1 rRNA gene is annotated in these 257 nt (G+C 54.5%); it reads right to left on the bottom strand.

Features of this window, described 5'->3' with window-relative positions:
• Positions 1-257: ribosomal RNA gene (locus MTX35_RS25510) — 23S ribosomal RNA — on the bottom strand; the annotation flags it as partial.

Genomic DNA, 257 nt, shown 5'->3' with positions numbered 1-257 from the left:
CCCGGGGTACTTTTCACCTTTCCCTCACGGTACTAGTCCGCTATCGGTCACCAGGGAGTATTCAGGCTTATCGGGTGGTCCCGACAGATTCACAGCAGATTTCACGGGCCCGCTGCTACTTGGGTATCCACAACAACAGTTGCAGTGTTTTCGTCTACGGGACTCTCACCCTCTACGACAGGCCGTTCCAGACCACTTCGACTAACACCACAATTTCTCACTGTCGGCCGATCCGGCAGAATCGACAATGCAAACCC

This window comes from Rhodococcus sp. ARC_M12 (assembly GCF_022810385.1).
Classification (GTDB): Bacteria; Actinomycetota; Actinomycetes; order Mycobacteriales; family Mycobacteriaceae; genus Rhodococcoides; species Rhodococcoides navarretei.
The sequence above is the reverse complement of the archived record's forward strand: the minus strand, read 5'-3'. Positions and strand labels throughout refer to the sequence as shown.